Raw genomic sequence first — 26,190 nt, 5'->3', positions numbered from 1 at the left:
TCCATTAATACTCCGCAAGCTCTCTCATTGCCTGTTCAACTTTTTCAGGATTTATCATGAAATATTTCTCAAGTGTTGGGGCATATGGCATAGAAGGGATCTCGGGACCTGCCAAACGTTGAATAGGGGCATCCAATTCAAATAGACAGTGCTCAGCAATGGTCGCTGCCACTTCACTCATAATACTGCCTTCCTTATTTGCCTCCGTCACAAGAAGAACTTTCCCTGTTTTCGATGCCGCTTCAATAATCGCTTCTTGATCAAGCGGGTAAACGGTGCGAAGGTCCAGGATATGGGCATTAATGCCTTCTTCAGCCAATTTTTCAGCCGCTTGCAAGGCAAAATGAACCGCGAGACCATAGGTGATGACGGTAAGGTCCTCACCCTCCCGGACAACGTTTGCCTTTCCGATCGGTACCGTATAGTCTTCCTCTGGCACTTCTCCTTTTATAAGGCGATAGGCGCGTTTATGTTCAAAAAAGAGAACGGGATCATTTGAGCGGATCGCCGATTTGAGCAAGCCTTTAACATCGTATGGAGTGGATGGCATGACAATTTTCAATCCAGGCACATTGGCAAAGAGCGCTTCAACCGACTGGGAATGGTAGAGGGCTCCGTGGATGCCTCCACCATAAGGCGCTCGAATCGTAAGCGGTACGGTCCAATCATTATTTGAACGATAGCGAATTTTAGCTGCTTCTGAGATGATTTGGTTAACAGCGGGCAAAATAAAATCAGCAAACTGAATCTCGGCAATTGGCCGCAGCCCATACATGGCCGCACCAATCGCGACGCCCGCTATCGCTGATTCTGTCAATGGCGTATCGATGACTCGCTTTTCTCCAAAGGCGTCCATAAGACCGTCTGTTGCCCGAAATACACCACCGCGAACGCCGACGTCTTCACCTAAAATAAAGACATTGTCATCGCGCTCCATTTCCTCTCTGATGGCTTGTGTGACCGCTTCAATATACGAAATCACTGGCATGAGCGTTCCCTCCTATTCCTCGTACACATATTTCATGGCCGTTTCTGGCTCAGCATATGGGGCTCTTTCTGCATAATCGGTTGCTTCATCCACAATCTGTTTGATCCGATCGTTCATTTCCTGTTCTTTCTCCTCTGATAAAATGCCGCAATCCCTGAGGTAAGCCGCAAACGTTAATAAACCATCTTTCTGCTTGGCTTCGTTCACTTCTTCCGATTGACGATAGGTCCGATCATCATCATCACTCGAATGCGGTGTGAGTCGATAAGAAACGGTCTCAATCAGAGAAGGTCCTTCACCGCGCCGGCCGCGGTCCGCTGCTTCTTTGACCGCCTTATAAACGGCTAATGGATCGTTTCCATCTACCGTTACGCCAGGCATTCCATAACCAATGCCGCGATCTGAAACACGCTCACAAGCCAGCTGCTTGGTCACAGGAACAGATATCGCATATTGATTGTTCTCACACATAAAAATAACCGGCAATTTGTGTACCCCTGCAAAATTAGCAGATTCATGAAAGTCGCCTTGGTTGGAGGAGCCTTCTCCAAATGTGGTTAAAGTCACGATTTCCTCCCCTTTAATTCGGCCCGCTAAAGAGACCCCTACTGCATGAGCCACTTGGGTGGTGACAGGTGAAGATTGGGTAAGAATCCGAAGCTTTTTCGAACCAAAATGCCCCGGCATCTGACGGCCGCCCGAATTTGGATCCTCCGCTTTTGCAAACCCGCTTAGCATGAGATCCTTTGCCGTCATCCCAAAAGCAAGAACAACGCCTATATCTCGGTAATAAGGGGCGGTATAATCCTTCTCGCGATCAAGAGCAAAGGCCGCACCCACTTGGGCAGCTTCCTGCCCCTGACACGAAATCACAAAAGGAATTTTACCGGAGCGGTTAAGCAGCCACATCCGTTCATCAATTCGTCGAGCAAGAAGCATCGTTTCATACATCTCAAGTACCGTTTCGTTACTTAACCCTAGAACCTCGTGGCGATTTTGAGTTAACGTCATTTCAATCACTCCTTATAGTCTCCTAATAACAATCAATGACTAGGAATGGATGGCACGCCCTTCAACAGCAAGCGCTGCCTCTCCCATAATTTCAGAAAGAGTCGGATGAGGGTGAATCGTCTCTGCCACTTCCCATGGGGTCGCATCCAAGACTCGTGCAAGGGCCGCTTCTGATATGAGATCCGTCACATGCGGACCGATCATATGCACACCCAAAATATCTTGGCTCGCTTCATCCTTCATAATTTTGACAAATCCTTCTGGTTCCCCATAAACAAGCGCTTTTCCAATCGCATTAAATTTGAAAATGCCCGTTTTGACTTTAAATCCTTTTTCTTTAGCTTCTTTCTCCGTAAGACCAACAGCCGCCGCTTCCGGACGTGTATAAATACAACGTGGAACGAGAGCTGCTTCCATCGGTTCGGGTTTTAAACGGGCAAGATGCTCCACCGCCTTAATCCCTTCATGAGACGCCACATGGGCCAGCTGTAATCCACCGATACAATCACCAATCGCGTAAATGTGGGATTCCTCAGTTTGATAAAATTTATTAGTTAAAATGTAGCCTTTATCCGTTTTAATAGTGGTATTCTGCAGACCAATATCTTCTGTATTAGGTAAGCGTCCTACTGAAACCAACATTTTTTCAGCAGAAAAGGTTGACTTCTTCTTACCTATTTCTGCTTGAATGGAAACTTCCTCACCTTTAACTAATGTTTCTGGAAGAACCTTTGCAGAAGTCACCACTTGGACGCCCTTCTTTTCCAACTGACGCTTCATTTCCTTAGAGATCGCCTCATCTTCTAAAGGAAGAAGCCGGTCCGCATATTCGATGACGATGACTTTTGCGCCAAAGTCAGCAAACATTGAAGCCCATTCAACCCCAATTACCCCGCCTCCAACAATTAAAAGGGACTCAGGCAGTGTCGTCATGCCAACCACATCATCAGAACTTAAAATTCGCTCTCCATCGAGATCCAGACCAGGTAATGACCGTGGTCTAGAACCGGTCGCAATGATGACATTTTCAGGGATTAAGACTTGATTTTCTCGATCATCTGAAAATTCGACGGAAATGGCTCCAGGCATTGGCGAGAAGATCGATGGTCCGAGGATACGGCCAAAGCCATCAAACACGTCAATTTTTCCTTTTTTCATAAGCATTTCTACGCCAGCATGCAACTGGTTGATAATGCTCTCTTTCCGTTCATGCACCCGCTGATAGTCCAAGCTTACCTTTTCCGTTATCACTCCATAAGTGTCCCCAGCCTTTGCTGTGGCAAAGACCTCTGCACTTCTGAGCAAGGCCTTACTGGGAATACAGCCCCTGTGAAGACAGGTTCCGCCTAATGCCCCCGCTTCTACAACAGCTGTTTTGAGTCCTAGCTGTGAAGCGCGAATGGCAGCCACGTAACCGCCTGTACCACCACCTAATATGACGAGATCATAATTTTCGGCCATAAAAAATCTCCCCTTTCACTAAGTAACCGTCTTCTAACAAAAGAATCCTACTTTTGTATTTCAGGAAAGCTTAAACCCTTAATCTAACAAAGCAAAAAGAGCTATTATTCAAGTTTTTCCAGAGCCGATCCATTTAGAGGTTTTAATTATAATGATGTCTTCCTATCAAATTATACTACACTTTTGTTCCATTTACGCTTTATTTTTTTGTACCTACTTTTAGTATCTGGTCATAAACCGGAATGCCTAAACTTATTTTAGGCATTCCCAACTTATGATCGTTTTAACCGGCTTATTTTATCTGCGGCTTAATATATGATGGCCATTTCTTAAAAACGTGCTTCTTGAATTCTTAAGCGTCGCAATTCGCTCCTCAGCTAACCGATCCGCTGCTTTATATGTTGGAATCCCATCTCTTGTTGAAATATTAAAGATATCCATAAGGCGGTCATACAAGCCTTCTACTTTCTTCATAGCCCTGTCACGGTTATAGCCGATTAATTCATCCGCAACATTGATGACCCCTCCAGCATTAATGACGTAATCTGGTGCATAAACAATTCCCATTTCATGGATAAGGTCACCATGGCGATCTTCTTTTAACTGATTATTGGCTGAACCCGCAATGACTTTTGCTTTTAGATGCGGAATGGTTTGATCATTGACAATCGCGCCAAGCGCACATGGAGCAAATATATCGCACTCGACCCCATAAATGTCTGAAGGATCAACGGCTTTTGCGCCAAATGCTTCAACCGCCCGTTTTACAGAAGCTTCGTTAATATCCGTTACAATTAACTGGGCTCCTTCAGCATGAAGATGCTCACATAAGCTGTAAGCCACATGTCCAACGCCTTGAACAGCGACTGTCTTTCCTTCAAGAGAATCAGAGCCAAACGCTACCTTCGCCGCAGCTTTCATGCCTTTATAGACACCATAAGCTGTAACGGGTGATGGGTTTCCTGAAGAGCCAAAGGCAGGTGAGATCCCTGTAACAAACTCTGTCTCTTCATGAATTAAGTCCATATCCTCAACCGATGTCCCCACATCTTCTGCTGTAATGTAGCGTCCATTTAATCCTTGAATAAAACGGCCAAATGCTCGGAACATGGCTTCATTTTTATCCTTACGCGGGTCGCCGATAATCACTGTTTTCCCGCCGCCAAGATTTAATCCAGCCGCTGCGTTTTTATAAGTCATCCCTCTTCCCAAGCGAAGCGCATCTTCAATCGCAGCTTCTTCGGACGCATAGGTCCACATACGTGTTCCACCTAATGCAGGTCCGAGGGTCGTGTCATGAATACAGATAATAGCTTTTAACCCAGAAGCCTTATCTTGGCAAAAAAGCAATTGTTCATAATCGTATTTCTCCATATAGCGCATAATTTCCATCTTACTAAATACCTCCTAATGGTTTCTAATCCATTTCCCAACTTTATATCTTCTGTTAGTCAGTATCTCCACAATTCCTCATGCAAGTTTCATGCCAAAGTAAAAATACTATGAAAGCGCTTCATTACAAGTAACCCGGTTTGCAATTTTTTTCATTAGTGCAAGATGTTGCACGCCCTTTTTTGCGCGTTTCTAATCTAGTCCATATTTCTGCATCTTATAATACAGATTTCTTACAGATATACCCAGCGCTCTTGCCGTCTGCGTCCGATTCGATTCATGTGCCTCAAGTGACTCATGAATAATGGACTTTTCCAAAGCCTCTAATTGAGCATTAAGCGACATAGATGGATGGATGATCACATTCGGATTCACCTTATCCCGCTCGTTATTTAGAGACATTTCCCTTAAGTGCGAAGGCTGAATAAGGCTTTCGGACACGCTCATATGAATGATCGCTCTGCCAAGAACATTTTCTAATTCCCGGACATTTCCTGGCCAATCATAGCGGTTTAGAATGGATATGGCGGTTGGATCAATCCCCTCAACATGCCTTCCGAAATCCTGATTAATTTTATTTATAAGATGAACGCACAGCTCAGGTATGTCTTCTTTTCTTTCTCTTAAGGCAGGGATATAGATAGGCATTCGATTAAGCCGGTAATACAAATCCATTCTAAATTCATGTTCAAGAATGCGTTGCTCCAAATCCACATTGGTTGCAGCAATCACCCGGACATCAATAGGAATGGCTGTTGTTCCACCTACTCGGACGATTTCTTTTTCTTGTAAGACCCTTAATAGCTTCGCTTGAATAGACGTCGATAATTCACCGATTTCGTCTAAAAATAAACTTCCGCCATTCGCCTCTTCGAAATAACCTCGTTTCCCGCCTTTTTTGGCACCTGAAAATGCACCTTCTTCATAACCAAAAAGCTCACTTTCTAATAAAGATTCAGAAATAGCCGCACAGTTCACTCGAACGAATTTGTTATAACGCCTTGAACTCGCATTATGAATCGCATGCGCAAACAATTCTTTTCCCGTCCCCGACTCTCCTCTTAAAAGGACTGTAATAGGGATGTTCGCTGCAAGCTGAGCTTGTTCAATCACTGCCTTCATTTCTTCAGAGGTGGCGACAATATCCTCAAAGCTGTATTTGGCTTCAAGAGTTCGGATAATTTGCCTGGCACGATTTAATTGATCGGTTAAAGCCGAGATCTCGGAGACATCATGAAGGACACCGACGCTTCCCTTTAGATTTCCATTTACGATGATGGGAGCCACATTCACAAGCACTTCACGCTTAGCCTGTCCTACCCGCATGCGAACACCTCTGACGGCTTTGCGGGTTTTGAGCACTTTCATATGCATGCTCTCCCCCTCAGAGATATCGGTTGTTGCCGGTTTACCTATCACATCGGCTTCACTTAATCCGGTTAAACGGGTGTAAGCGGGATTGATCAGCAAGCCTTTCCCTTCTTCATCCACAACAGAGATGGCCTCATCAGATGACTGAATGATCGCATTTAGCATCTCTTGAATACTCTCTAAATTCGTCACTTCTTCTGCAAGCTTTTTAATATCTGTTATGTCTTTAAAAACAGCAAATGCCCCTAATAGGTTTCCTTTTACATCTGTAATAGGCAGACGCGTCGTAATGATTTTCTTACCATTGTGCAGTTCCTGTTCTTGATTAATTTCGGGTTTCTGCGTCCTTAGGATACGCGGCAATTGTGTGCTCGCGACCAGATCCTTGACATGTGAGCCAATCGCATTTTCCGCGGTTAGCCCCATAATCTTCTCAGCGCTAGGATTCATTATAGTAATGGTTTCATTTGCATCGATCGCAATCATCCCGTCATGGGTTAAATTCAAGATGAGACTGCGAAGATCAGCTTGTTGCTGCAAATGAGCGATCAGTGTCTCTTTTTCCATCATTAAATGGATAACCCAGTTTACGACTTGACTCGGAATATACGGGATGCCTTGGAATAAAGCCGTAAAATCCTTTTCCTTATCCAACGTTTTTCGTGCATCAATAACTAAATCCAATTTCTTCACTAACTGATCTTCCACTGAAGACACCAAAGCAATCGACCGTTTTAGGGCTAAATGTTTCAGCGCTTCTGTTGGACGGGACGTTAAAATCGCTGTAATCGTTACAAGTTCAAAGCTTTCGATACGGTGCAAGACGGCCAGGCCTTCACCTGGGCTTAAAATGACCAATGTGTTCATTCAGAGATCAACCTCTGCAATTTTTTTCATTGTCCTCATTTATTCTACCTTGAGTTCTAGAGAAAGACAAATAGACACGACAAGAGACATGCGTTACACTAATTTAAAATAAGGTTAATTCAAAAATACCCGTTCACCTCGGCCCCTCAAGTTTATTCACTGAGGTGAGCGAATCATTTAACTAAAGGATGCGACCTGTATGAGCCGTTATATTGCACTTTTGATATTAGTAATCCCTGGAGCGTTAGCGGTAGTCGGTGTCAAATTAATGAGAGACTCTGTGTTTGATATCTTACAGCCCCTCTTCCCTTGGCTTTGGCTCCAGCTTGTCATCGGACTTATCCTCTTTTTAGCAGGAGTCGGCTTTATAGGCGGTTGGATTTTTTATCGAGACCGAAAGCGCCATTATGTGGCTGACCGTTTCAAAAGAAAAATGTAACGTGTAAATGGGCGGCGCAACCTAGATTCGCTATCCGCCTCTCATCATGCAGCACGAAACCTTCAATGACTTGTCGACAAATGAATAGTTGCCTGTACATTGTCAATAATGGGGGTGGAGGTGCGACTCAATGAAATATGCCCATTTAACAGAAGATCAAGAGCGAGCGCTTAATGAGTTCGAACAACAATTAGGCGTTGTTCTTGTCGCCTATAAGCCTGAAGCAGAAGACAAGGAACCATCTGCCGCTTCAAAACAAAACCCAACCAATCACCCGCCCGTTTTGTAAAGCTAAAAAGGACCCTTTCCATCACGCCAGATGAAAGGGTCCTTTTTCTCTTCTTATAATCGCCACTCATTTTTCTTTTGGTAACACGATCTGTTTGTACATTTGAACGGTTAGCACATAGTAAAATCCATAAATGACAAGGAATATACAGATCGGTAACCAGATTTTCGTATAAGGATGTATGAGAATGACCCCAAACATTTTCATGCCAACTAATACATGGGCGAAACCGACTAAAGCAGGAAATAGAAAGACAAGGAAAAGCTCCTTATAAATCGAAAGGGTCAATAAAGAGCGTCTCACCCCAATTTTTCTCAACATCTCATATCTTTTGATGTCCACCGTAGCGCTTGATAATAATTTAAACATTAAAACACTCACCATCATCAATAAGAAGGCGACGCCTAAGAAAACACCCATGAAGATGGTTCCGCTCGCAAATTCTTTTAAAACAAGATAATTTTCATATTCGCTGTCTAATTCAGCAGGCTTGATTCCTGTATAGGTTTTAGCTAGTTCCTTTTGCTGTTCATCAATTTTTTGGAAGACGTCTAGATGTTTCGTAAACTGAGGAACTTTTGCAATCAGCAAGGCATGTTGGTCAGCGGCCAGCTTGTTATAGCTTGCTTTGTCTAAGATATATAGAGTCCGCTTTCCAAACATTTGTGAATTAGCACCAAGTTCATTCGATAGAGCGGTTTTCCAAGGTTGCGGCATCAGCGAAAACCCATTTGTTCCTTTATCGCTGTATTGATTTTTAGGAAGACCCGCCTGTATTCTCTTGGACTTCGGTTGATCGAATGAGTTCGGATTAAAAGAGTTAATTAATGGCCGATTCTTTAACAGATCCTCTTTCAAAAAATAAACACCTTGATCGGTCACTTTATAATGGTACACGTTCTTCTCAGTCGTCGTTAAGGTGTGTATAAGCTTCATTTCCGATTGACTCGGTTGAAAGACCGTTAAATCATAAGAGTAGGCCATTGAAGCTTGTACGGAAATATTATTATAAAAAGATAAACTGGCTGTCATGGCACCGAGTCCAAGTGCGATGAGCATAGAGACCGTCCCGAGCACTTTAGTTAAATTGGAAATACGAAAAATAAGCTGGCCAATGGTAAAAGAGTTAAGATCCTTTTCATTAATCAGGCGTATACGTTTTACCTTCTTTAAAAAATAGGGAAGAAGCGACATAAAGAGAAAATACGTACCGACCGTAATGGTAACCGCGGCTAGAAGAACCCCATATTGCAGAAATTGTTTAATCTCAAAAATCACATAATAGCCTGCCCCAATCAGAGCAATAGCCACAATGGCCCCAATTAACGTCCTGACACCTCTTGAAAGTTCCCTATCCTTTTCTTGATCAGCATGGATCAATTTTAGAACGGGCAATCTTCCGAGTTTCACAGCGTTCACAATCGCGGTTAGAAGAAAGAGGGCAATATAGAAAATCACAGTTGTCCATACAGCCGATGAAAGATACGGATGAAACCCTTTTGCCGAAAAATCCAATTGCTTCATGAGCAGGTCAGAGACCCCAGCAGATAACCCGATCCCAACCACAAGGCCAATAAGCAGTGAGGCTAAGCCAATCATGAAGGTTTCAAAAAACATCAACTGAGTGACTTTGTATTTCTTTGCTCCAAGCGTCATGTACAAACCCAATTCTTTTTGTCGCAAGGAAAGAATAAAGGAAGTCGCATAGAAAATATAAAAAAGCGTGATGAAAGCTAAAATAAAGCTCCCTACATGAAAAATAAACATAATCGAACCAACCATGGCATTCGACTGAACAAACGCCTTATTCTGAGCTAAAGCTTCAAACATATAAAATATAGAGATTGAGATCGTTAGCCCAAATAAGAGGATAAGATAATCTTTAAATAATTTTTTTACACTTGAAAAGGAAAGTTTTAATAGCAAAGAAAGTCCTCCCTTCTACTCATCAACATCTGTTGTGGCAAACTCAGACAGAACATTTAAAATGTGTTGATGAAATTCATTTGTAGATCCTTCTCGGTAAATTTCTTTATAAAGCAGGCCGTCTTGGATAAATAATATTCGCTTACAGTAACTGGCACTTAGAGGATCATGGGTCACCAGCATAATAGTCACCTCATCACGACGATTTAAATCAACGAGTGCCTCCATCAAACTTTTGGCATTTTTTGAATCGAGGGCGCCAGTCGGCTCATCCGCGAGAATGATAGCTGGCTCATGTACAAGCGCTCTTGCAGCGGCAGCCCGTTGCTTTTGACCACCCGAGATCGTCGCAGGATATTTCTCTAAGATCGATTCAATTCCTAATTTTTTCGCTACCGTTTCCACCCTTGGTTTAATTTTTCTTGAGGAAACCCCTTGGAGCGATAAAGGCAACGCAATATTTTCATAAACAGTGAGGTTCTCCAATAAATTAAAATCTTGAAAAATAAAGCCCAATTGGGTTGAGCGAAAATCATCCAGCTCCCTTTGCTTCATCTTGGTGATCTCAACATCCGAGATTTCGACCGTGCCATTTGTCGGTTTCTCTAAAGTGGAAATAACATTTAGAAGGGTGGTTTTACCCGCACCGGATGGCCCCATGACTCCAACAAATTCACCTTTTTTAATGGTAAAAGAGACATCATTTAAGGCTGAAAACTGATTTTCATGTTTCTTCCCGAAGATTTTATAAATGTTTTTTGCATTCACAACAATTTGACTCACACCAACGCCTCCACTTCGTAAACTTTCAAGTCTTGCTTTACTCTTTCACTATAGATCAATTGGATTGAGAGACCCATTGATTTAGCTTTCAAAATACCAGTCAAACCTTACAAGTTTGTCACGTTTCATCAAAAAGAAAAAGAGCTTGAGGACTGTCATTATCCCTCAACTCTTTCATTCATTGCCATAAGTCCATGTGCATACAGCCTGAGCCTGCTCCATTAAGTATTCCCATGAATCGTTATCCGCAACAGATAAATGAACGTCTGAAGCTTTCGCTGAATCCGAATTAAAACCAAAGGAGGCTTGGACAAAACTAAATTAACTGACTTAAATTCCGAACACTAAATGTTTATAAATACAGAAACAAGTAGATAGCGTAGTCAAAATACGGAGACGCCTGCGGGAACAGCACGTGTCTGAAGACCCCGCAAGCAAACGTTTTCCTTGCTGAAGAGGCTGAGGCCGTGCCCCCCCGGAAAGCGACATATTTTGACGGAGTGTTTCATAAATTGCTTAACTTATAAATAAAAAACCGAACCCATCACGTTAAAAGGCGTGAATAAGTTCGGTTTTTTCTATTCGTAACATACGTCTGTCCTAACCTCTTTGGTTTTCGATTCGGGAGACAACGATCTCTTTTTTGACTGCAGCCAAACAAATTAAACACCCAACAAATCTTTCCCGATTCACTGGGTGAAATAGATAAGTTTATGTGTATGTAGTCCAAAAACAAGTTGTCTTCTCTATAATGTATAGGGTTAACCCTAACCCTCAATTTTCTTTCCCCGCGTTACTTAGCCCGCCTTATGCTCGATTCGGAGCTTATCGGCTACCATGGCGATGAATTCACTATTAGTTGGTTTCGCTTTAGACATGGAAACGGTATATCCAAAAAGACTTGAAATGGAATCAATGTTTCCACGGCTCCAAGCCACTTCAATGGCATGACGAATCGCCCGTTCGACACGGCTCGATGTCGTTTTAAATTTTTTGGCGATATCAGGGTATAAAACCTTTGTTATGGAACCCAATAATTCAATGTCATTATAGACCATTGAAATGGCTTCTCGGAGATACATGTACCCTTTAATATGAGCAGGCACGCCAATTTCATGAATAATACTCGTGATATTCGCATCTAAATTTTGAGTTTTAGAAACCGGTCGACCGGCTCCAGAGAAGGAAGCAGATCGTGTTGGTTTCTGAATAGTCGGGATTTTACTTCCATACACTTGACGAATATTATTAATCAGATTTTCCATATCAAATGGCTTCAGGATAAAATAAGAAGCGCCAAGGTCCAATGCTTTCTTGGTGACATCCTCTTGTCCGAAAGCAGTTAACATAATGATATTGGGTTGAGCGATCCCACTATTTGATCGGATTTGTTCTAAAACCCCTAAACCATCCAAATGAGGCATTATGATATCAAGCAAAAGAACATCTGGTTCACATTCCTCTATCATTGATAGGCAGTCCTGCCCGTTATATGCTGTTCCTACAATTTCAATGTCCTCTAAAACAGACACATACTCCTCAATTAAGTGTACAAGTTCCTGATTATCGTCTGTCAGACATACCCTGATTTTTTCCACAAAAATTTTCCTCCTCTATAGGTTTCGCTCTTTTGTTGCTCTAATAAATCTTCGACATCGATTCGAGTTATCCTTTTAATTTTATGCATTTTTTCTAAGTTTTTTTCCTCTTTCTTACGAATACTCTCATTTACTCGTGATTTCGACTCAATCCGACTCGTTTGTCGAAAAATGTTTACGGATTCTCATACTTTATGATACATGACTTCCCCAAAATAAAATAGATGTAAAAAAAGGATGTTACGTATTTGTAATCCCTGTTACAAAATGGAGAAAAAAGAAAAACGAGCTGTGATTAGCTCGCTTCCTTTTGGTCCTGATATAATCCTATTCCAGCTTGTTGGAGCATCCATTCAATGTGGCATCCATATCCTGATGTTGGGTCATTGACAAACACATGGGTGACCGCTCCAATAATTTTCCCATCTTGTATAATTGGACTTCCACTCATGCCTTGTATGATCCCACCGGTTTTGGAAAGTAATCTTGGATCTGTAATTTTTAGAACCAAGCCTTTTGTTGCAGGGAATTTTTGGTCGACTGAGTTAACAATAGAAATATCATAAGCTTTTACTTCTTGACCATTAACAACCGTCAAGATTTGCGCCGGGCCTTTTTTAACCTCATTCGATAGGGCGATCGGCATCGGCTTATCATAAATGCCATTCTTCAGGACTTCAGTCAGCTTCCCATAGATCCCAAACGGTGTGTTTTGGGTAATGTCACCGATCGGATCCGTATTTGGAGTAAAATTAGCTATTTTTTCTCCAGGATGACCGGAAGTCCCTTTATCGATCCCGGTTACCTCAGAGCGGAGCACCTGACCATCATGAACTTGAATCGGTTCCTTTGTATCCGAATCAGAGATGACATGACCCAATGCCCCATATTTCTTGCTCTTTGGATCATAGAAAGTTAAAGTCCCGATACCTGCAGCAGAGTCCCTGATGTAAAGACCAATGCGATAGTTTTGATCGGTTTGATCTTTAACTGGTTTAAGGGTTACGTGCTTCTTCTTTTCGTCTCTTAGTATGGTTATATCAAGAGCATGATCACCATTTTCTGTCACGAGTTGCTTAACATCGGACATGCTCTCTACTTTTTGCTTATTGATGTGGGTAATAATATCGCCAATTTTTAAACCGGCTGTTTCAGCAGGGGATTCCTCTCCGTTAGTTGTGTGAATTAAATGAAAGCCGACGACTAGGACCCCAATAGAGTTGAGCTTGACACCAATGGATTCGCCACCGGGGATTAAACGAATATCAGGCAACACCTCGACGTCCACCTTCTTAGCAGGAAAATGACCGACGGAAACAATCATGGAAGAATCTCCGACGGCATGCCCTTCAACGGATATTGATTTTTTTCCAGAGAATGCTGTGACAACCTCTTGATTAGAAGAATGAACAGAAGCCATTGCAGGAAAGGATTCTTTCTGATGGTCTATAAGTGTGACATGTTGTGGAATATTAATAAAAGCTTGTACAGGTTGTATAAATCCCAGGCTTATCAAGAAGCCAAGGAGAATTAATCCGCAAGTCTGTTTGAGCCAGTCTGACTTTTTCATTTGTCACTCTCCTTGCTTCTAACCTACACCTTTTTCTTTGTTTGCTTTATTAACTTTGCCTTTCTTGTGTCAAAATATAAGTCCTCCTGACAGAAAAAAGCTATCCATGGTTGGATAGCTTTGGTGTCATTCCCTTTTTCTTTTATAGGCAAGCTCGAGTAGTTCCTTCGCATGCTGCTTTGTTAAATCGGTCATTTCAACGCCTGAGATCATTCGCGCAAGCTCTGCTACTTGTTCCTCACCCTTCAGTTCGGAAACACTCGTCGTCGTTCGATTATCACTAACTTCTTTTGAAATATAAAGATGGCTATCCGCCATAGACGCCACTTGAGGCAAATGGGTAATGCAAAAAACTTGGGAGCCTTTGGAAAGGGCGTATATTTTTTCTCCCATGGCTTGTGCCACTCGGCCGCTTACGCCTGTGTCCACTTCATCAAATATGATGGAAGTCGTGCCTCTATAAGATTTAAAATGCGATTTAATGGCCAGCATAATCCGTGACAATTCACCGCCAGAAGCAATTTTTGAGAGCGGTTTTAAAGGTTCGCCTGGGTTAGTCGTGATCAGAAATTCGACACGTTCCTTTCCATGACGCGAAAAAGTTCGGATATCCTCCGTGACCTCGATTGGCTGAATGGAAACCTTAAACGACGCCTTTTCCATATACAAGTCCTTTAGTTCTCGATTAATCGCTTCATCTAATCGCTCGGCCTCTTCTTGTCGGATTTTAGTTAAGGCATCACCCGCTTGATTAAGGGACAATAGAAGCTCCTTATATTGTTTCTCAAGGTTTCCTATCGTGAGATCGCGATCCGTTAATTGGTCAAACTCTTTTTTTATATCTTCATAATAGGAAAGGACTTCTTCAATTGTCCGTCCGTATTTTCTCTTAAGGTGATTCAATTCATCCAGCCGCGCTTCAACTAGATCGACCCGGGAAGGATCATATTCTAACTCATCTATATATTGGCTTAACTGATGGACCTGTTCTTCTAATAAATAAAAGCTGTTGGACATGTTCTCATAAATGGTATCCAAATGAGCGTCTAACCCCATCAATGTTTCCATCTCAAACAAGGCTTCTCTAAAACTGTCCAACGTTCGATGGTCATCGTTCAGCGCCCCGTAACTGCGATTTAATCCCTTAAATAATTTCTCAAAGTTAGCAAACCGCTGTCTTTCTTCTAGCAGCTGGGGCTCTTCTTCTGGATCAAGATGAGCGGCTTCGATTTCTTGAATTTGAAAACCAAGTAAATCGAGACGCGCTGCCGCTTCCTGTTCATTTTTCGACCATTTTTCAATTTCCTTTTGAATGGCAAGGGCCTTATCATAGAGCTCTGTATACGTTTTTTTGACCGTTTCCAGATGCTCTCCGCCCATTCGGTCTAACAGCTTAATATGAAGATCAGCTACCATTAATTCCTGGTGTTCATGCTGACCATGGACATCGATTAAATATTGGCCGATTTCACGAATCTGCGAGATCGTAACAAGGCGGCCGTTAACTCGGCATATACTTTTTCCATTTTTATGTATGGTTCTTCTTAGAATGATCATATCGTCCTGAACGTCAATTCCGAATTCTTTTAAGATAACATTAAGACTATGCTCAGGATCACTTGGAATCTCAAATAAGGCTTCAATATCGGCTTGCTCCGTACCATGGCGAACGTATTCAGAGGAGCCTCTTCCACCGACAAGAAGGCTGATGGCATCAATAATAATGGACTTCCCTGCTCCTGTCTCACCTGTTATAACCGTTAATCCTTGATTAAATGAGATCGTCAATTTTTCGATTATGGCAAAGTTTTCAATTCGAAGCTCTGCTAACATTGAATGTCCTCCTAGGGCAAGCTCTTCACTTTTACTATATAGAGAAGAAATGAGAACGGTCAAGCCTAATTGCTTATTTTTTAACAGAAAAGAAGAACCTAACAACTAGGTTCTTCATCTCTTGTTGTCTCTTAATTCTCGATGAGCTTTTTGCACAACTGCTTCAATTTCAGAATGATTCAGGCTGGACGTATTTAAGTCAGTCTTTTTCAAATGGGCAAGAAATTCAATATTCCCGTCTCCACCTGTGATCGGCGAATAATCAAGACCTAGGCACTGAAAGCCGGTCACTGAGGCAAAATCAAGGATATCTGTAATGACACGTTCGTGTACAGCGGGATCTCTGACAATCCCCTTCTTACCCACATCTTCACGGCCTGCTTCAAACTGCGGCTTAATAAGAGCCACTGCTTCGCCTTCTTCTACCAGAATCTCTTTTAACGGCGGCAGCATGAGTTTGAGCGAGATAAACGAAACATCCATGGTTGCGACTTCAGGTTGGCCCACCTTAAAATCAGCCGGTGATGCATGGCGGAAATTGGTTCGTTCCATGACGATGACGCGTTCATCATTGCGGAGCTTCCAGGCCAGCTGATTAAAGCCAACATCAAGGGCATAGACACGCTTTGCACCATTTTGAAGGGCGCAATCTGTGAAGCCCCCTGTTGAAGCCCCAATATCGAGCATGAGTTTCCCAGAAACATCGAAGTCAAATACTTTCAAGGCCTTCTCAAGCTTTAATCCGCCGCGCCCAACATAGGGAAGCGGATCCCCTTTAACGCGCAGGGAGATCGACTCCTCGAATTTGGTGCCAGGCTTATCTATCCGTTCATTTTCGCTATATACAAGGCCAGCCATAATGGCTCTTTGTGCTTTTTCTCGCGAGTCAAACAATCCACGTTTCACTAATAACAGATCGACACGTTCCTTCATCTCAGGTAAGCCCTCTGCTTCTCATTAACAGGTACAAGCGCTTTGATCTTTTCAACGAGGTCTTCTGTCGTCAAATGGATCTCTTGCAAAAGCTTCGAGACACTGCCATGTTCGATAAACCGATCCGGGATACCCATGATTTCGATCTCCACGTGATGCTCACCATGCTGACTGTAGAACTCTAACACACCGCTTCCGAAGCTTCCTTTTTCAACAGCTTCTTCAAAAATGACAATTGGTAAATGGCGTTTGGCAAGTATTTTGAGCATTTCCTCATCCATTGGCTTAATGCTTCGCGCATTAATCACTTCCACACTTATGCCTTTTTTAAGAAGCTGTTCATGGGCTTCTAAGGCATTTTCTAGACTTGGACCATAAGAAAGAATAACCGCGTCCTTTCCTTCTTTAAGAACCTCCCATTTGCCGATTGGCAAAAGTTTGAGATCCTTGTCCATCTCGACACCCACACCATTTCCTCTTGGCAATCGCACCGCAACAGGGCCATCCTGCTTAAGAGCTGTGTAGATCAAATGTTGGAGCTCATTTTCATCCTTACCCATCAGAATCTTTATATTTGGAATGCTTCTTAAGAAGGCGACATCAAACACACCTTGATGCGTTTCTCCGTCGGCTCCAACAAGCCCTGAACGATCTACCGCGATGACAACATTTAAGTTTTGTCGGCAAATATCATGGATCAATTGATCATAAGCTCGCTGCATAAAGGTTGAATAAATGGATAGAACCGGCTTCATACCTTGTGTAGCGAGCCCTGCTGCCATGGTGGCAGCATGCTGCTCAGCAATTCCAACATCAAAAAAACGATTGGGAAATTGGGAAGCAAAGGATTCTAATTTCGATCCCACTTTCATGGCAGGGGTAATCACTACCAAGCGCTCCTCTTCTTTTCCGAGTCGGGTTAGCGTATCGCCGACGACTTTGCTGTAACTTGGCGGAGCATCGACTGGTTTAATCAGATCCCCGGATTCAATCTTGTAAGGGCCCGTCCCATGCCATGTGCCAACAGCATCGGACTCAGCAGGATAATAGCCCTTGCCCTTTTGAGTCAAGACATGAACTAAGACCGGTCCTTTAGTTTTCTTGGCATAGTTAAGATTTTCGATTAAATTATCTAAATTATGGCCGTCAACCGGTCCGAGATAAGTAATACCGAGTTCTTCAAAGAAAATACCCGATACAACTAAATATTTGAGTGTATCTTTCACTCGCTCGGCTGCGCCCGCAATCTTTCCGCCAAAGGCAGGGATTTTCTTCATCAAATATTCGATATCATCTTTTACCTTTTGGTATCGCCCTGCTGTTCGCAATCTTCCGAGCATATTGTGCAAAGCGCCGACGTTTGGAGCAATCGACATTTCATTATCATTCAAAACGATAATGATGTCTTTCTTCTCATGTCCAATATGGTTAAGGGCTTCTAATGCCATGCCTCCCGTTAGAGCCCCATCTCCGATTATAGCGATGATCTTTTCGTCCGTGCCTTTTATATCACGGGCTGCTGCCATTCCCATAGCAGCGGAAAGGGAAGTGGAACTGTGTCCTGTCTCCCAAACATCATGAGGGCTCTCGGAACGTTTAGGAAAGCCGCACAATCCTTTATATTGGCGAAGTGTCTCAAATTGTGAGGCTCTGCCTGTTAAGATTTTATGGACATAAGATTGATGGCCGACATCCCAGATCAATTTATCTTTTGGGCTATTAAAAAGTTTATGCAAAGCCAAAGTTAATTCAACCACTCCTAAATTCGGAGCTAAATGTCCGCCTGTTACTGCTAATTTTTCAATTAAAAACATCCGGATTTGTTTTGCTAACGCCTCAAGTTCTTGTTTATCCATTTTCTTTAGAAATCGAGGGTCTTGAATCTCCGTCAGTTCCATAAGCGCTTCACACCTATTCATCAAGTCAATTTTAAAATCTGTCTTAGTTCATACATTGGAAAAAAAACCGCTAACACATGGGGTGATAACGGTTTTTGAATGTCTTTTATTATTTTAACAAACTTGTCGAGTTTTCACTAATCTTAGACAAAAATAACAACCAATATATGTAATGTGGTGGTCATTTGAAGAGTAAACGCTGCGGCTTAGGTCCAGTAGGTTTTCCCATAAAGCCACCCAAGCGTTGCCGCTCAGGCAGTTTCCTATTAAGGCCTTACCGGCGCTGTCGCCAAACGCCGAACTGGATCGCCACTTAGTCCGCACTATAATCCCCTTCAAATGTCAGATAGAACAGTCTAGGAGTTTTCCTCTACAGCCAAGGCCACTTCCTAGCCTCTTTTGCAGATTCGATTTCATATGACTTGGATCTAGAACTTATCGGCCAAACAAACTCGATCCAGTGTGTCATAATCCCCTCGAGATCCACTCAAGGCAGGCTACGCTGTGCGGGGTCGTTCCTTTCCTACAAAGGCCCCTAAATCACAGGTTTTCCACTGCATGTTTGTCATGCAGAGTCTCCGCGAATGCAGGGTCATCGCCCACATGCCATTGTGGATCGCCCTACATTCTTTACTCCCAACATCGACCCAAGGCTGGGCGCCCCGAGCCGATACCAGGAACTTCATCGATGTGCCCTTTGGCGGATTTTTAGGCCCGCCCTCAGAAGTGGGTGACTGACTAGAATACTGCACCACCGTATTGCTACAAATCTATTTTACCACAAACCGTAAAGTGACTCAATGGATGGCTTTTCCAACGTTAACTTTAATTCTATTCAAGTTAACATTTACACCGTTCTTTCAATTATATAACGCGTTAATGCTTCAAGTCTTGTCCCATTAACGTGTGCCTTTTCTAAAAAGGAGAGCGCACTTAAGTAATGTGTTTGCATCGCTTCCTTCGCTCCCTCCAAAGTCAATAGACCCGGATAGGTACTCTTTTGATTGGTTTCATCACTACCAACCGGTTTTCCAAGAAGGGCTTCATCACCCTCCACGTCTAAGATATCATCTTTGATTTGAAAAGCCATACCCAAGTGATCGCTAAATGCTTCTAATGCCGCTAATTGCTGACAAGTCGCTTCTCCAATAACAGCTCCCGCAACGATGGCATAAGTTAAGAGTCGACCTGTTTTACGCCGATGAACGCTCTCAAGCTCACTAAGAGTGATTTGTTGACCTTCTGCCTGCAAATCGTTCATCTGCCCGCCAACCATTCCTTCTGGGCCTGCCGCTTTTGCCAGCATTTGTATCAGTTTTATCTTGGTTTCAGACGATAAAGCACTCGCCCGGGCCAAGCATTCAAAGCTATAGGTTAAGAGCGCATCACCTGCTAATATAGCAGTTGCTTCATCAAATTCAATATGATTCGTGGGTTTGCCGCGCCTGAGATCGTCGTTATCCATGGCAGGCAAATCATCATGAATCAAGGAATAGGTATGGAGCATTTCCAGAGAACAGGCAGCATCTAATCCCCATTCGCAATTCTTGCCCAGCGCATCAATGACAGCTAGGAGCAGAATAGGCCGAAGCCGTTTCCCGCCTGCCTGAAGCGAATAGATCATAGAAGCCCGCAGCCGCTCTGGTCCTTCTAAACGTGCAATGAGCCGTTCTAAATGCTCTTCGATTAATTTTTGCTGCTCACTTAAATAAGTGGTCATTTCTGTTATCATCCAAGCTCATCCTCTTCTAGCTTAAAAGGCTGGAAGGTCCCATCTTCATGCAAAATTTGATCCATTTGTTTCTCTACTTTTTGTAGTTTTTGATGGCAAATTTTTGATAGACCCATTCCTTTTTGGAATAGGGCAATGGCTTCTTCTAACGGGACATCATTCTCTTCAAGCTTTTTAACAATGGCTTCGAGTTCAGCCATCGCCCCTTCAAAAGTTTGGTTCTCTTCAGTTGACACCTCTATTGAACTTTGCGAATCAGTCATTTAAGTTATCCCCTTTTTTCTTCATAACTTTTACGTCAATTGAACCATCTGTAAGCTTGACCGCAAGCTCGTCCTCGACTTGTACTTGATCAACCCGCTTGACAATGGTTCCCTTCTTATAAGTTAAGCTGTAGCCTCTTTCCATAATTGCAAGTGGACTGAGGGCGTTCAACTGACTCAAAGTAAATCGGAAAGATTGCTGCTTCGTCTTTTGAAGAGCCGCCATACTCCGAGTCAGACGTCCAGTCATGTGCTCAAGATCTTTGGCGGACCGATTCACTTGAGATTCGGGATGGTGTTTAAATAACAACCGGTCCATCTGGGTCAAAGCGGTATTGGTTTTTTGAACATGATGGGCCATTCGTGTTGTCAACCGTTCCCACAAACGATCTAAGTCCTGCTCCTTTTGCCGAATCAGTTGAAGAGGGGAGCGGAAGGCATAGGATCTTTCCAAAGCCTTTAAGCGTTCCTGTTCACGGACTAATTTGTTTCGCATTAAGAGCGCTAATCTTGTGAGACGATCCGTCAATCTGGCTTCTAGATCATGCAGATGCGGCACAGCAAGTTCTGCCGCTGCGGTTGGGGTGGCCGCCCGCACATCTGCGACAAAGTCGGCAATCGTAAAATCGGTTTCGTGACCAACAGCTGAAATGATCGGTAAGGCGGATTGAAAAATGGCCCGTGCAACCTTCTCTTCATTAAAAGCCCACAGATCCTCAATCGATCCTCCCCCTCTGCCAACAATCAAAACATCCACCTGTCGTAAAGCATTGGCGGTTTCGATTGCTTTTACGATCGCTGGGGCCGCTAATTCACCTTGAACATGAACCGGAAAAACAAATAAGGAGGCTCTTGGAAAACGTCTTTTTATCGTTGTAAAAACATCTCGTATAGCCGCACCAGTCGGGGACGTAATCACCCCAATTTTATTAGGATAGGCAGGAAGAGGCTTTTTAAACTGAGGGTCAAAAAGGCCTTCCTCCTCAAGCTTTTTCTTCAGTTGCTCAAAGGCGAGGTAGAGGTTACCGATCCCATCTTGCTGCATTTCTTTAATATATAATTGGTACTGACCATAGGGTTCATAGACTGAAACTTGTCCACGGACCAATACTTTCATGCCATCTTCTGGTTTAAAAAGGAGTCTCGCATTGTCTGCTGCAAACATCACTGCTTGAAGACGAGACTGCTCATCCTTTAAAGTTAAATACATATGTCCACGGCTGTGACGCTTAAAATTGGAAATTTCACCACGAAGCCATACATCTTGCAAGTGGCGATTCCCCTCTATCACGCGTTTGAGATAGCGTGTCAATTGAGTAATGGTTATAGCAGCCTTTTGTTCAGTCAACTCATGGCCCCCCTTCAACACTTATAAAGAACGTTTTTTCGCTGATTGAAGAGTGTTAGCTAACAGCATGGTGATCGTCATGGGGCCGACTCCGCCCGGGATAGGTGTGATATAGGAAGCTTTTTCTTTCGCCGATTCAAAATGAACATCCCCGACTAATTTCCCTTTAGCACTTCGATTCATGCCCACATCAATGACAACGGCCCCTTCTTTAATGTCGTCACCTGACACAAGGTTTTCCCGACCGGCTGCCACTACCAGAATATCCGCTTGTCTCGTGATTTCAGATAGATTTGTTGTCCGGGAATGAGCAATCGAGACGGTCGCATTTTCTCTTAAAAAAAGCAAAGAAGCGGGCTTTCCGACAATATTGCTTCGGCCGACGATCACCACATGTTTCCCTGAAATAGGGATATTTTTATACTTTATCATTTCAACGATGCCATAAGGGGTACAGGAAAGAAAAGCATCCTGCCCGGTTACCATTCGCCCGACATTAATAGGATGAAAGCCATCCACGTCCTTTTCGGGTGAGATCGTATCGATGACCTTATGTTCGGAGATGTGATCAGGAAGCGGTAATTGAACGAGGATCCCATCAATATGGTCAGCCTTATTGTAATGCTCAATTTCCTTTAAAAGCGCCTCTTCTGTAATCGTTTCCGGATAGCGCTTCAACTCCGAATAGATTCCCACTTCTTCACAGGCTTTGACTTTTCCTTTGACATAAGAAAGTGAGGCTGGGTTTTCCCCAACAAGAAGAACGACAAGACCAGGGACGATCCCTTTTTCCTTAAGAGCAGCTGCTTGTTGCTTCAAATCCTGCCGTTTGGCTTGGGCCACTTCTTTCCCACTGATCAACTCAGCTGTCATTCCTCGTTCCCCTTTTCTTCCTCTAATTTTCCTCTCAAAACATTGGACAGCACTCCATTTGTAAAACGGCGTGAATCCTCATCCCCGAATGCTTTTGCCAGTTCAATCATTTCATTTAAGGTGACCTTCTCTGGAATTTCCTTTATGTATAATAATTCACAAATTCCTAAGCGAAGAATAGCTCGATCCACATTAGCCAAACGGTCAATGGAAAAATGTCTCAAATAACGTTTGATAATGTCATCAATCGCCTCAAGATGTTGAGCGGTCTCTCTGACAAGTTCTAGAAGAAATGGATCCTGCTTGTCCTCAGTCGTGGCATCTTCCATGACATTCTCAAGGGCTTCTTCGGCCGATATTTTACCAACCTGCATTTGGAAAAGGGTTTGCAGGGCTTTTTCTCTTGCTACTCTACGCTTCATTTTGTCGACTCCTTTGACGTTGCGATTACTGCCGTCTTTTTATAAAGACCATTTTCATCAATTTTACTCTTTATTATTCGGCGAAAACCAAACTCGCTTTATACGTAAAATCCCTTTAGTCCTAGTCTTTTAAAAACAAACTCAAATTATGATTAATAGACTCACGCACGTATCTTGTACGATCATACCATAATTTTTTTAAGAAATCATATGTGTGAAACATTGAACTTTAAGGACACCGTCAAACTTGTTTAAACAAAAAATTGAAACAATTCCATTTAGAGACAGTTAGCGTACTCTCGTTACGCCTCACTTCACGAACGTCCTATTTAGAGGGTGATAGCGTAGTCTCGTTACGCCTCATTTCTCAAAAGGCCCATTTGGAGGGCGATAGCGGATTCTCGTTACACCTATTTCATTTTTGTGTAACGACGATTCACTATTGGCCCAAATCGAGGGCTTTTTTGGAAGTATAGCGGATTCTCGTTACACCTATTTCATTTTTGTGTAACGACGATTCGCTATTCGCTCAAATCGGGGGCTTTTTTGGAAGCATAGCGTAGTCTCGTTACACCTATTTCATTTTTGTGTAACGACGATTCGCTATTCGCTCAAATCGGGAGCTTTTTGGAAGTATAGCGTAGTCTCGTTACACCTCATTCATTTTTGTGTAACGACGATTCGCTATTCGCTCAAATCGAGAGCCTTTTTGGAAGCATAGCGTAGTCTCGTTACACCTATTTCATTTTTGTGTAACGACGATTCACTATTCGCTCAAATCGCGAGCTTTTTTGGAAGCATAGCGTAGTCTCGTTACACCTATTTCATTTTTGTGTAACGACGATTCACTATTCGCTCAAATCGCGAGCTTTTTTGGAAGCATAGCGTAGTCTCGTTACACCTATTTCATTTTTGTGTAACGACGATTCGCTATTCGCTCAAATCGAGGGCTTTTTTGGAAGCATAGCGTAGTCTCGTTACACCTATTTCATTTTTGTGTAACGACGATTCGCTATTCGCTCAAATCGAGGGCTTTTTTGGAAGTATAGCGTAGTCTCGTTACACCTATTTCATTTTTGTGTAACGACGATTCGCTATTCGCTCAAATCGAGAGCCTTTTTGGAAGCATAGCGGATTCTCGTTACACCTATTTCATTTTTGTGTAACGACGATTCGCTATTCGCTCAAATCGGGGGCTTTTTGGAAGCATAGCGGATTCTCGTTACACCTATTTCATTTTTGTGTAACGACGATTCCCTATTGGCTGAATTCTAAGCGTTTAAGTACAACCTATGCTTCCTTATAATATAAAAAAACTGTCGACTTACTCCTTTCTGGAGGTTTTGTCGACAGTTAGAACTAGAGGGAGTTACCCTTACCCTTTGGCTGGCTTCTCTTGATTTGGTTTTCGATCTTCTTGTTCAAATTCAATGCCAACAACATGAACATTAATCGCCTTCACTTCAAGTGCTGTCATGGTTCGCAAGGTTTGAGAGATATTTTCTTGTACAAGTTGAGCGACTTTGGGGATTGAGACACCGAACACCATATGAAGCGAAACATCAATGACAATGCCTTCTTCACCAAGATCAACTCGAACGCCTTTTCCGTAATTGCGACGCCCCATCTTCTCAGCAACACCCGTTGCAAAACTGCCGTGCATGGAGGCCACACCCGACACTTCGGTTGCTGCAAGACTTGCAATCACTTCTAGAACTTCTGGTGAGATCTCAATTTTTCCTAATCCATTGTCCTGTTCTTCGAGGTCAAACATCTGAGAATCATCAAGATCTTCTAGAAATAGATTCTTTTCGTCCATATAAAAAACCTCCTTTAGTCTTCATCCATAATTGGATAGGTTTCCAAAAACTTGGTATTAAAATCCCCTGATACAAATACCGGATGATTGAATAATTTTATATGGAATGGAATAGTGGTTTCAATTCCATCTACAACCGTTTCGCCTAAGGCACGTTTCATCTTATTAACAGCTTCCTCACGTGTAGCTCCATGAGTAATGATTTTGGCCACCATGGAGTCATAGTAAGGCGGGATCATATAGCCAGGGTAAACGGCTGAATCTACTCGAACCCCTGGTCCACCAGGAGGCAAATACATAGCGACTCGCCCAGGCGAAGGCATAAAGTTCTTCTTAGGATTTTCAGCATTAATCCGGCACTCAATGGCCCAGCCATTAAAGGTGACATCTTCTTGTGCGATTTGCAGCTCTTCACCATTTGCTACCTTAATTTGTTCCTTAATCAAGTCAATTCCCGTCACATACTCGGTAACAGGATGCTCCACTTGAATGCGTGTATTCATCTCCATGAAATAGAAGAAGCCATTCACATCATAAATAAATTCGATCGTCCCCGCACCGGAGTAGTTCACGGCTTTAGCCGCTTTGACCGCTGCTTCGCCCATTTCTCTGCGTTTCTCTGGAGAAAGAGCAGGTGATGGGGATTCTTCTACTAGCTTCTGAAGCCTTCTTTGGATGGAACAATCGCGCTCGCCTAAGTGGATCACGTTTCCATGATTATCGGCTAACACTTGAATTTCCACATGACGGAAATCCTCGATATATTTCTCAATATAAACACCTGGATTACCAAATGCTGTAGCCGCTTCTTGTTGGGTAATCGCGACCCCTTTTCTTAAGGACTCTTCGTCACGAGCAACGCGAATTCCTTTACCGCCGCCGCCCGCTGTTGCCTTAATAATGACCGGGTACTCAATCTGATTCGCCACTTCAATGGCTTCTTCAATGGTCTCAACAACACCATTAGACCCAGGAACGACCGGAACTCCTGCATCTTTCATCGTGATCTTAGCTACATCCTTTATCCCCATCTTTTCAATGGCTTCAGGACTCGGGCCAATAAAGGTGATGTTACACTCGCGACAAATTTCTGCAAAGCTTGCATTTTCAGCTAAAAAGCCGTATCCAGGATGAATGGCATCCACGCCTGTTGAAGTTGCTACACTCATTATATTCATATAGTTTAAATAACTGTCTTTTGAAGCGGTTGGTCCTATGCAATAAGCCTCATCAGCCAATTGAACGTGAAGTGCGTCACGGTCTGCTTCGGAATAGACAGCCACTGTCTCTAAGTTCAATTCCTTACAGGCCCGAATAATTCGAACGGCAATTTCTCCACGATTAGCTATTAATACTTTTTTAATCATAACAATC

General features: G+C 43.0%; 21 protein-coding genes. 2 read left to right on the top strand and 19 right to left on the bottom strand.

Annotated features, from left to right (window positions below):
• Positions 1–4 precede the first annotated feature (4 nt).
• From PU629_RS08235 to PU629_RS08215, 5 genes are all read right to left on the bottom strand, one after another.
• Entirely contained in the window at positions 5–988 is a 984-nt protein-coding gene (locus tag PU629_RS08235; protein ID WP_275283795.1) for an alpha-ketoacid dehydrogenase subunit beta, read from the bottom strand.
• A gap of 12 nt (positions 989–1,000) precedes the next feature.
• On the bottom strand, positions 1,001–1,999 hold the full coding sequence (locus PU629_RS08230; protein WP_275283794.1) for a thiamine pyrophosphate-dependent dehydrogenase E1 component subunit alpha: 999 nt from the start codon (positions 1,997–1,999) through the stop codon (positions 1,001–1,003).
• Between the two features lie 39 nt (positions 2,000–2,038).
• Positions 2,039–3,460, bottom strand: coding sequence for a dihydrolipoyl dehydrogenase (lpdA, locus tag PU629_RS08225; protein WP_275283793.1), 1,422 nt, complete (start codon positions 3,458–3,460; stop codon positions 2,039–2,041).
• A gap of 297 nt (positions 3,461–3,757) precedes the next feature.
• Positions 3,758–4,852 carry a branched-chain amino acid dehydrogenase gene (gene bcd, locus PU629_RS08220; RefSeq protein WP_275283792.1) on the bottom strand — a complete coding sequence of 365 codons (1,095 nt, stop codon included), beginning with the start codon at positions 4,850–4,852 and terminating at the stop codon, positions 3,758–3,760.
• A 192-nt stretch (positions 4,853–5,044) separates the two neighbouring features.
• Complete coding sequence (locus PU629_RS08215) at positions 5,045–7,090, bottom strand: sigma-54 interaction domain-containing protein (RefSeq protein ID WP_275283791.1); 2,046 nt, start codon at positions 7,088–7,090, stop codon at positions 5,045–5,047.
• 199 nt (positions 7,091–7,289) lie between these two features.
• Between PU629_RS08215 and PU629_RS08210 the strand changes: the two genes are divergently transcribed.
• Both PU629_RS08210 and PU629_RS08205 read left to right on the top strand, forming a co-directional pair.
• On the top strand, positions 7,290–7,529 hold the full coding sequence (locus PU629_RS08210; protein ID WP_275283790.1) for a DUF2627 domain-containing protein: 240 nt from the start codon (positions 7,290–7,292) through the stop codon (positions 7,527–7,529).
• 130 nt (positions 7,530–7,659) lie between these two features.
• The gene (locus PU629_RS08205; RefSeq protein ID WP_275283789.1) at positions 7,660–7,818 is read left to right on the top strand and encodes a hypothetical protein; all 159 of its coding nucleotides are present in this window, start codon (positions 7,660–7,662) and stop codon (positions 7,816–7,818) included.
• Between the two features lie 66 nt (positions 7,819–7,884).
• Here PU629_RS08205 and PU629_RS08200 read toward each other — a convergent pair whose 3' ends face one another.
• The 14 genes from PU629_RS08200 to accC form a co-directional block, all read right to left on the bottom strand.
• Positions 7,885–9,744: an FtsX-like permease family protein gene (locus tag PU629_RS08200; RefSeq protein ID WP_275283788.1), complete on the bottom strand. Its 1,860-nt coding sequence runs from the start codon at positions 9,742–9,744 to the stop codon at positions 7,885–7,887.
• A 15-nt stretch (positions 9,745–9,759) separates the two neighbouring features.
• The gene (locus tag PU629_RS08195) at positions 9,760–10,527 is read right to left on the bottom strand and encodes an ABC transporter ATP-binding protein (RefSeq protein ID WP_275283787.1); all 768 of its coding nucleotides are present in this window, start codon (positions 10,525–10,527) and stop codon (positions 9,760–9,762) included.
• A 797-nt stretch (positions 10,528–11,324) separates the two neighbouring features.
• Positions 11,325–12,125 (bottom strand): sporulation transcription factor Spo0A, encoded by an 801-nt coding sequence (gene spo0A / locus PU629_RS08190; RefSeq protein ID WP_275283786.1) that lies wholly within the window; start codon positions 12,123–12,125, stop codon positions 11,325–11,327.
• A 295-nt stretch (positions 12,126–12,420) separates the two neighbouring features.
• Positions 12,421–13,695, bottom strand: a complete 1,275-nt coding sequence (spoIVB, locus tag PU629_RS08185) for a SpoIVB peptidase (protein WP_275283785.1) — start codon at positions 13,693–13,695, stop codon at positions 12,421–12,423.
• Positions 13,696–13,821: 126 nt separating this feature from the next.
• Complete coding sequence (recN, locus tag PU629_RS08180; protein ID WP_275283784.1) at positions 13,822–15,528, bottom strand: DNA repair protein RecN; 1,707 nt, start codon at positions 15,526–15,528, stop codon at positions 13,822–13,824.
• A gap of 114 nt (positions 15,529–15,642) precedes the next feature.
• Positions 15,643–16,461 (bottom strand): TlyA family RNA methyltransferase, encoded by an 819-nt coding sequence (locus PU629_RS08175; RefSeq protein WP_275283783.1) that lies wholly within the window; start codon positions 16,459–16,461, stop codon positions 15,643–15,645.
• Positions 16,458–18,359 (bottom strand): 1-deoxy-D-xylulose-5-phosphate synthase, encoded by a 1,902-nt coding sequence (gene dxs, locus PU629_RS08170; protein ID WP_275283782.1) that lies wholly within the window; start codon positions 18,357–18,359, stop codon positions 16,458–16,460. Before dxs ends, PU629_RS08175 begins: the two co-directional genes overlap by 4 nt.
• A gap of 847 nt (positions 18,360–19,206) precedes the next feature.
• Positions 19,207–20,091, bottom strand: coding sequence for a polyprenyl synthetase family protein (locus tag PU629_RS08165; protein ID WP_275283781.1), 885 nt, complete (start codon positions 20,089–20,091; stop codon positions 19,207–19,209).
• Positions 20,088–20,354: an exodeoxyribonuclease VII small subunit gene (gene xseB / locus PU629_RS08160; protein WP_275283780.1), complete on the bottom strand. Its 267-nt coding sequence runs from the start codon at positions 20,352–20,354 to the stop codon at positions 20,088–20,090. The genes PU629_RS08165 and xseB overlap by 4 nt, the downstream gene beginning before the upstream one ends.
• On the bottom strand, positions 20,347–21,702 hold the full coding sequence (gene xseA, locus PU629_RS08155) for an exodeoxyribonuclease VII large subunit (protein ID WP_275283779.1): 1,356 nt from the start codon (positions 21,700–21,702) through the stop codon (positions 20,347–20,349). The genes xseB and xseA overlap by 8 nt, the downstream gene beginning before the upstream one ends.
• 21 nt (positions 21,703–21,723) lie before the next feature.
• Entirely contained in the window at positions 21,724–22,575 is an 852-nt protein-coding gene (folD, locus tag PU629_RS08150; RefSeq protein ID WP_275283778.1) for a bifunctional methylenetetrahydrofolate dehydrogenase/methenyltetrahydrofolate cyclohydrolase FolD, read from the bottom strand.
• Positions 22,572–22,997, bottom strand: coding sequence for a transcription antitermination factor NusB (gene nusB, locus PU629_RS08145; protein WP_275283777.1), 426 nt, complete (start codon positions 22,995–22,997; stop codon positions 22,572–22,574). Before nusB ends, folD begins: the two co-directional genes overlap by 4 nt.
• A 1,375-nt stretch (positions 22,998–24,372) precedes the next feature.
• Positions 24,373–24,771: an Asp23/Gls24 family envelope stress response protein gene (locus PU629_RS08140; protein ID WP_481900509.1), complete on the bottom strand. Its 399-nt coding sequence runs from the start codon at positions 24,769–24,771 to the stop codon at positions 24,373–24,375.
• 59 nt (positions 24,772–24,830) lie between these two features.
• Positions 24,831–26,183 (bottom strand): acetyl-CoA carboxylase biotin carboxylase subunit, encoded by a 1,353-nt coding sequence (gene accC / locus PU629_RS08135; RefSeq protein WP_275283775.1) that lies wholly within the window; start codon positions 26,181–26,183, stop codon positions 24,831–24,833.
• Positions 26,184–26,190 lie beyond the last annotated feature (7 nt).

This window comes from Pullulanibacillus sp. KACC 23026, from assembly GCF_029094525.1.
In the GTDB taxonomy this organism is placed as follows: domain Bacteria; phylum Bacillota; class Bacilli; order Bacillales; family Sporolactobacillaceae; genus KACC-23026.
This window is presented reverse-complemented; position numbering and strand designations above follow the sequence as displayed.